At 70.7% G+C, this 1,336-nt stretch carries 1 protein-coding gene and 1 pseudogene; both read left to right on the top strand.

Annotated elements, in window-relative coordinates; translation table 11 throughout:
* The first annotated feature begins 741 nt into the window (after positions 1-741).
* Entirely contained in the window at positions 742-1,122 is a 381-nt protein-coding gene (locus AB0B48_RS33135; protein ID WP_357208607.1) for a pilin, read from the top strand.
* A gap of 5 nt (positions 1,123-1,127) precedes the next feature.
* Positions 1,128-1,336 (top strand): annotated as a pseudogene (locus tag AB0B48_RS33130) (hypothetical protein); the annotation flags it as partial.

The following is a 1,336-nucleotide window of genomic DNA, read 5'->3' as shown; positions in this document are numbered from 1 at the left end:
CACCCCGCCCCCCCCGCCCCGCGGGGCCCCCCCCGCGCGCCCGCGCCCCACAGCCGTTCCCGCGTGCCGAGCACCCGTATCCAGTAGGGAGCTGCTCCGGAGGCACCGCGCTGCGCTGGCAGCAGAGTGACGAGAGAACCGGTGCGGGACTGCCAGTCCGACCTGCCCGCCGTCACGTTCCGCCGCCCGGGCGCCGCTCGGCCGTGTCCTCCGCTCCGACGATCACAACCTGTCCGCCAGCGTCTGGAGCACCGGAACGGGCGAACCGACGCTGCCTTGTCAAGAGCTGTGAGCGCCAGCGGCACTCGCAGCGCCGACAGAAAGCCCGTCTCGGTCCAGCTGTGAGTCGTCGCCCGCGGGCCGCGCTGTCGGCGGTGAAAGGTCCTGACCTGCACTGTGAGCCGTGCCCGGACCGGGGTGAGCGCGGCAAGTGTTCGCCCGGTCTCACAAATGCCGGTTTGGGGGTGCGGGACTATCAGCGAGCCGTACCGCTCGCCGGTCCCGCCCGCCGCCGGGCGACGAGCAGCTGCGATCCGCGCGCCTCGGGTGCCGCGCCAGTTGATGCGCTGACACCACATTGATGACCGCACCCACCCATGAGGGAGGACGAGCTCCTCCCGGGGCTCACGCGGTTCGCGCATTGCTCTCGTGCGCCCGGCGGCGGTCCCACCTGACCGCTTCGAGCAATCGCCGCCCCCGTCACGCGTCTTCGTGATCGGCGGCGGCGGGAGGAGAACCGTAATGTCCCGCACTCCACAGCACACTCTCGGAATCCCGCGATTCGTTCGTCTCGCCCTCCGTGCGGCCGTGACGCTGGTCGGAGTCGGCCTGTCACTCGCCGTCCCGGCCGCCGCGTACGCCGATCCGGGCGACGCCGTCTACCTCGCGGCGAACTCCCTGCCGGTGGTGATCGCCAACCTGCAGGCCTGGGTCATGGGCATCCTGGCCGCCATCGCCACCCTCTTCCTCGTCCTGGCCGGCGTGTACTGGGCCACCGCCGGTGGTGACCCGTCGCAGGTCGAGAAAGCCAAGCTCGCCCTGCGCAACGCGCTGCTCGGCTACGGCCTGGCCGTCCTCGCACCGATCCTGCTGCAGGTCGTCCGGGGCATCGTGGGGGGCTGATCGTCATGGGATGGGTCCTCGACCAGGTTCTTGATTGGCTCACCACGGCGATCCTGGCCTGCCTCAACGCGATCTTCGACCTCATCACCGGCATTCTGCTCACCACACCGAAGGTCACCGTGCTGCCGCAGGTGCAGGCGCTCACCGGCCGGTCGGTCTGGATCGTGGACACCGTCTTCGTGTTGGCGTTCGTCGCCGCCGGCGTGCTCGTCAT

It is taken from the genome of Micromonospora sp. NPDC049089 (assembly GCF_040648775.1).
Taxonomy (GTDB): domain Bacteria; phylum Actinomycetota; class Actinomycetes; order Mycobacteriales; family Micromonosporaceae; genus Micromonospora.
Note: the sequence above shows the minus strand (reverse complement) of the source record. Positions and strands in the feature narration are given on the sequence as shown.